Raw genomic sequence first — 6346 nt, 5'->3', positions numbered from 1 at the left:
GGGCCGGGGTCGGCGGCCCGCGCGCCGGCACCACGTCCCCCCGGTTCCCGATACCCCGCCAGCTGCCCCCGGCGCTGCCCGGGTTCGTCGGGCGGGCGACCCAACTCGCCCAGCTCGAGGCCGAATGCGCCCGCGCCGTGGCACCCGGGAACGACGGCATGGCATCGGTCACCGTCATGACGTTGTCCGGTACGGCCGGGGTCGGCAAGACGACCCTCGCTGTCACCTTCGCGCACCGGGTCGCCGACCGCTTCCCGGACGGCCAGCTCTACGTCGACCTGCGCGGGTTCGACGCCACCGGATCGGTGGTGACGGCCGTCGAGGCGGTCCGAGGTTTCCTGGAGGCCCTCGAGGTACCGCCCGAACGCATCCCCACCCACCTGCCCGCGCAGGTGGGCCTGTACCGCAGCCTGCTCGCCGGACGCCGGATGCTGGTGCTGCTGGACAACGCCCGCGACGCCGACCAGATCCGACCCCTGCTGGTCGGCAGCCCGAACTGCCTGGTCCTGGTGACAAGCCGCAACCGGCTCGCCGGGCTGATCGCGGCCGAGGGCGCCCGGCCGATCGGCGTCGACCTGCTCAGCACCGCCGAGGCCTGGCAACTGTTGGCCCGGCGGCTCGGCACTGACCGGTTGGCGGCCGAGCCGCAGGCGGTGGACGAGATCATCGAGCGGTGTGCGCGGCTGCCGCTGGCGCTGGCCGTGCTCGCCGCGAGAGGTGCGGAGAAGCCGACGTTCCCGCTGGCCACCCTCGCCGCCGAACTGCGGGCGGCGCCGCGACCACTCGACTCGTTCGACGGAGGGGACGCCGGCACCGACGTGCAGGCCGTCTTCTCCTGGTCGTACCAGAGCCTGACCCCGGCGGCGGCGCGCCTGTTCCGGCTCTTCGGCTGCCATCCCGGACCGGACATCGGGTTCGCCGCGGCGGCCAGTCTGGCCGGGCTGCCCCGGGCCCAGGTGCCCCGACTGCTGGCCGAACTGGCCCACGCGCACCTCGTCACCGAGCACGCCCCCGGTCGGTTCGGCGCACACGACCTGCTCCGGGCGTACGCGGCCGAGCAGGTCGAGCGTCTCGAACCGGAGCAGGCCCGGCGGGCCGCGACCCGGCGTGGGCTGGACCACTACCTGCACACCGCCCACGCGGCGGCACTGCTGCTGCAACCGGGTCGGGACCCGGTCACCCTCACCGCCGCCGCGCCGGGTGTGCTGCCCGAGGAGATCACCGACCTCGGTCAGGCGCTCGCCTGGTTCAGCGTCGAGTATCCGGTGCTGCTCGCGGCGGTCGCCCACGCGAGGCGGACCGGGTTCGACGGTCACGCGTGGCAGCTGGCCTGGACACTGGTGGACTTCCTGCAACGCCGGGGGCGGTGGCCGGACCTGGCCGTGGCCCAGCGCAACGCCCTGGCCGGGGCGCAGCGGGCCGGCGACCGACCCGGGCAGGCGAACGCCCACCGCGACCTCGCCAGGGTGCTGTCCCGGCTGGGCCGGGTGAACGAGGCGGCGAGGAACTACCGGCAGGCCCTGGCGATCTTCGCGGAGCTGACCGACCACACCGGGCAGGCGCGCACCCACCGGGCGTTCGGCGCGATGCTCGACGGGCTCGGCCGGCACGCCGAGTCCCTGGAGCAGAGCGAGCGGGCCCTGGCGCTGTACCGGGCCGCCGGGCACGTCGCCGGGGAGGCCAGCGCCCGCAACGCGGTGGGGTGGGCGTACGCCCAGCTCGGCCGGTACGAGCCGGCGCTCGGGCACTGCCGGGAGGCGTTGGCGCTGCTGCGGACGACAGGGGACCGGCACGGCGAGGCGAACACCTGGGACAGCCTCGGCTTCATCCACGCCCGACTGGCTGACCACCCGGCGGCGATCCGCTGTTTCCAGCGGGCCCTCGGGCTGTACCGGCGGGTCAGCGACCGCTACGACGAGGCGGACACCCTGTCCCGGCTCGGCGAGAGTCGGCAGGCGGTGGGGGACGCGGCCGGTGCCGCGCGTACCTGGCGGCGGGCCCTGGTCATCCTCGACGATCTCGGCCACCCGGACGCCGAGCGGGTGCGGGAGTTGTTGGCCGGGCAGTCCGTCGGTGACGCTGGGCACACCGGCGGTGGTTGAGCGAGGTGCGCCGCCCGGTGTCCGGCCGGGCACTCCGTAGACTGGTACGGCACCGCTCGTCCACCCGAAGAAGGAGCCGTCCCGCGTGACCGTCCAGCCCATCCGTCTGTTTGGGGATCCGGTGCTGCGCACGCCGGCCGATCCGGTGGTCGACTTCGACGCCGAGCTACGTCGGCTCGTCGCCGACCTCACCGACACGATGCGTGAGCAGAACGGCGCCGGCCTGGCCGCGCCGCAGCTCGGTGTGAGCCTGCGGGTGTTCACCTTCGACGTCGACGACGTCCTCGGGCACCTGATCAACCCGGTGCTGGAGTTCCCCGACGAGGAGGAGCAGGACGGCCCTGAGGGCTGTCTGTCCATCCCCGGGCTCTACTTCGACACCAAGCGTCGGCAGAACGTCATCGCCAAGGGCTTCAGCTCGTTCGGCGACCCGATGCAGATCGTCGGCACCGGCCTGATGGCGCGCTGCGTGCAGCACGAGACCGATCACCTCGACGGGGTGCTCTTCCTGGATCGACTGGACCCGGAGGGGCGCAAGGAAGCCATGAAGGCGATCCGCCAGGCCGAGTGGTACGACGCGGCGGCCCCGCCCACGGTCAAGCTCAGCCCGCACATCAGCGACCCGTTCGGTCTGGGGCGCTGACCCGGATGCGCGTGATCTTCGCCGGTACGCCGGCCGTCGCCGTTCCCGCCCTGGCCGCCGTCGCCGCCTCCCGACACGAGCTGGTGGCCGTTGTCACCCGGCCCGACGCGCCCGCCGGGCGTGGACGGGGCCTGTCCCGCTCCCCGGTCGGCGCGTGGGCCGACGAGCACGGCGTCGAGGTGCTCACCCCGGCCCGTCCCCGCGACCCGGAGTTCCTCGACCGGCTTCGCGAGCTGGAGCCGGCCTGCGTGCCGGTGGTCGCCTACGGCGCGCTGGTGCCGCCGGCGGCCCTGGAGATCCCCCGGCACGGCTGGATCAACCTGCACTTCTCCCTGTTGCCCGCCTGGCGTGGTGCCGCGCCCGTGCAGCACGCCGTGCTGCACGGTGACGAGCTGACCGGGGCCAGCGTCTTCCAGCTGGAGGAGGGCCTGGACACCGGCCCGGTCTACGGCACGCTGACCGACGAGATCCGCGCCACCGACACCTCCGGCGACCTGCTGGGAAGGCTCGCCGATTCGGGCGCCGGGCTGCTGGTGGCGGTGCTCGACGCGATCGACGACGGCACCGCCCGCGCCGAGCCGCAGCCGGCCGACGGGGTGTCGCTGGCGCCGAAGCTGACAGTGGACGACGCGCGGGTGCGCTGGAGCGACCCGGCCTTCGCCGTGGACCGGCGGATCCGGGCCTGCACGCCCGCGCCGGGCGGCTGGACGACGTTCCGCGACGAGCGGGTGAAGCTCGGCCCGGTCGTCCCGGTGCCCGACGGCCCCGAGCTCAAGCCGGGGGAGTTGCTGGTGGAGAAGTCCCGGGTGCTGGCCGGCACGGCCACGGTGCCGGTACGTCTCGGCGAGGTCCGCGCCGCGGGCAAGCGGGCGATGAACGCGACCGACTGGGCGCGCGGCGTCCGGGTCGGCACTGGAGAGGACTTCGCGTGACGGCACCGGAGGGAACCCGACCGACGCGCTCCGGCCCGTCGACCGGCCGTGGCGGGGACCGCCGCCCGGTTCGGCCACCGATGGACCGACCGCGCCGCGCCGCGTACGAGGCGGTGGCGGCGGTGCACCGGGACGACGCGTTCGCCAACCTGGTGCTGCCCATCATCCTGCGGGAGGAGGGGCTGTTCGGTCGGGACGCGGCCTTCGCCACCGAGCTGACCTACGGCACCCTGCGCCACCTGGGCACGTTGGACGCGATCCTGACCGACGCGGCCGGCCGGGACGTGGCCCGGATCGACCCGCCGGTACGCGACGCGCTGCGGCTCGGGGCATACCAGCTCCTGCACACCCGGGTGCCGCCGCACGCCGCGGTCTCGTCGACTGTGGACCTGGTCCGTTCGGTCGCACCGGGCGCTACCGGTTTCGCCAACGCGGTGCTGCGCGAGGTGTCCAGCCGTGACGCGGACGCCTGGGTGGCGAAGCTCGCACCGCCGAGGGAGACCGACCCGGTCGGGCACCTCGCGTTGGCGTACAGCCACCCGCAGTGGATCGTGCGGGCCTTCTCCGAGGCGCTCGGTGGCGATCTGGGTGAGACGGAGCGCCTCCTGATCGAGGACAATGAGCGCCCGCCGGTGCACCTGGCCGCCCGGCCCGGCCTGATCGACCCGGTCGAGTTGGCCGACCAGGTCGGCGGTGCGCCCGGTGCTTTCTCGCCGTACGCCGTCTATCTTCCCGGCGGCTCGCCCGGCGACATCCCGGCGGTGGTCGACGGCAGGGCCCACGTCCAGGACGAGGGCTCCCAGTTGGTGGCCGCCGCGCTCGCCGACGCGCCGCTGGACGGCCCGGACGGACGTTGGCTGGACCTGTGCGCCGGCCCGGGTGGCAAGGCCGGGTTGCTCGGCGCGCTGGCCGCGCAGCGGGGTGCCCGGGTGACCGCTGTGGAGGTGGCCGAGCACCGCGCTCGGCTGGTCTCCCTGGCGACCCGGGACCTGCCGGTGGCCGTGCTGACCATGGACGGCCGTGAGGTCGGTGGCGACCCGAAACTGCCGGAGCAGCACTTCGACCGGGTGCTGGTCGACGCGCCGTGTACCGGACTGGGGTCGCTGCGTCGTCGGCCGGAGTCACGCTGGCGTCGCCAGCCGTCCGATCTGCCGCCGCTGACCCGGCTGCAACGGGAACTGCTCGGCGCGGCGCTGCGGGCGGTCCGCCCGGGTGGCCTGGTCGCCTATGTGACCTGTTCGCCGCACACCGTCGAGACGCACGTGACGGTGACCGAGGCGGCCCGCCGTAGCGGGGTTCCGGTGGACTTCGTGGACGCCCGCCCGCTGCTGCCGGCCGGCATGCCCGGTCTCGGTGACGGGCCGACAGTGCAGCTCTGGCCACACCGCCACGGCACCGACGCGATGTTCCTCGCCGTCCTGCGCCGAGGCTGATCCGTTCCACGCGTCCGGCCGGTCAGCCGATCGGCCGGACGCGTGCGCTCACGCTCTGCGCGACCGGGCTTCCGCAGGCCTAGGTGACCGGGAGGCCCTTGGTGCCGGCGTTCTTCATCGAGCGGGTCAGGTTCCGGTCGGAGATCCAGAGGAAGCACTGCACGCCCCGGTTCCCGTTGCGCCATTCTTCCTCGTACGGCTGGTAGTAGATCGTGCCGGCGCGGAAGTCGAGCTGGGAGTTGTCCGGGACCTTGGCGTACTTGGCGATCATCGTCTGGCAGGCCCGGTGGGTCCGCTTGGTGCCGCGGGTGAACTCGGCGTAGCTGGTGTCCGGCGCCTGCCACACCCCGACGAACTCGGCGTGGTGCTTGGCCGTGCAGGAAACCGGCAGCATCTCGTCGATGTCGTCCTTGACCAGCTTCGGGTTGAAGCAGCGGTACGCCAGCGGGGCCGCCCCGGACAGTGCGCCCCGGAGGCTGCCGGTGCGCAGGTCGACAGCGGTGTCGTCGATGCTGGCGATCTCGGTGACGTCGCAGCGGTACCAGCGGGCCCCGCCCGACCAGGCCTGCGGCGACGGCAGGACGACAGTCAGGCCGAGCCGCCCGGAACGCCAGTCGGCCCCCACCGCCTTGTTGACCGCCGTGTCGCACCCGGTCTGCGCGGCCCGCATGCCGGCCGAGCCGGGCTGCGGGGGCGTGCCGGCCTCGGCGCCCGGACCGGTGAGGGTGCCCACGTGCATGGTCTCCACCCGGTGCGCCTCGGTGCACGCCGTCGGGTTGTAGCCGGTCAGGAAGCCGACCTGCTGGGAGCTCTGGTGGCAGACGTCGGCGGAGGGGACGAACTGCTGCGCCGCGACGGGCGCCGGCCAGTCGTCGGTGAGGTCACTGTCGACTCCGGCGGGTGCACCGCACCCGGTCAGCGCCAGGGCCAGCGCCCCACCCCCGGCGAACGCCGCCAACCACCGTCGCATCCCGACCTCCCGCCGCTGCTGGCCCCCGACCGGACCCAGCCGGTCGATTGCGCCACGGCGCAGCAGCATACGGCACCGATGCTCAGATCGCGGGCAGTCCCTCCGGGCCGACGTCGCGCATCGAGCGGGTGAGTTTGCGGTCGTCGCTCCACAGGAAACAGCGCACCCCACGGTCGCCCTCCTCCCACTCCCGCTGCGACGGCGGATAGTAGATGGACCCGGCGACAGCCCGTCGCCGACCGGCCGGTACGACGAACCGGCCGGCG

The 6346-nt window shown here is 74.1% G+C and carries 5 protein-coding genes and 1 pseudogene; 4 read left to right on the top strand and 2 right to left on the bottom strand.

The features are described 5' to 3' along the window. The 4 genes from ABZ749_RS26555 to ABZ749_RS26540 all read left to right on the top strand — a co-directional run. Positions 1 to 2102 (top strand): tetratricopeptide repeat protein (locus ABZ749_RS26555; protein ID WP_357232587.1); only part of this gene is annotated, 2102 nt, incomplete at its 5' end. An 85-nt stretch (positions 2103 to 2187) separates the two neighbouring features. Then, positions 2188 to 2745: a peptide deformylase gene (def, locus tag ABZ749_RS26550; RefSeq protein WP_357189739.1), complete on the top strand. Its 558-nt coding sequence runs from the start codon at positions 2188 to 2190 to the stop codon at positions 2743 to 2745. A 5-nt stretch (positions 2746 to 2750) separates the two neighbouring features. Then, the gene (gene fmt, locus ABZ749_RS26545; RefSeq protein WP_357232584.1) at positions 2751 to 3677 is read left to right on the top strand and encodes a methionyl-tRNA formyltransferase; all 927 of its coding nucleotides are present in this window, start codon (positions 2751 to 2753) and stop codon (positions 3675 to 3677) included. After that, positions 3674 to 5110: a transcription antitermination factor NusB gene (locus ABZ749_RS26540; RefSeq protein WP_357232581.1), complete on the top strand. Its 1437-nt coding sequence runs from the start codon at positions 3674 to 3676 to the stop codon at positions 5108 to 5110. The genes fmt and ABZ749_RS26540 overlap by 4 nt, the downstream gene beginning before the upstream one ends. Before the next feature lie 79 nt (positions 5111 to 5189). Here ABZ749_RS26540 and ABZ749_RS26535 read toward each other — a convergent pair whose 3' ends face one another. Beyond that, entirely contained in the window at positions 5190 to 6080 is an 891-nt protein-coding gene (locus ABZ749_RS26535; protein ID WP_357232590.1) for a septum formation family protein, read from the bottom strand. 82 nt (positions 6081 to 6162) lie between these two features. Continuing rightward, positions 6163 to 6346: pseudogene (locus ABZ749_RS26530) on the bottom strand (hypothetical protein); the annotation flags it as partial.

This window comes from Micromonospora sp. NPDC047753 (assembly GCF_040642735.1).
Lineage (GTDB): Bacteria > Actinomycetota > Actinomycetes > Mycobacteriales > Micromonosporaceae > Micromonospora.
Note: the sequence above shows the minus strand (reverse complement) of the source record. Positions and strands in the feature narration are given on the sequence as shown.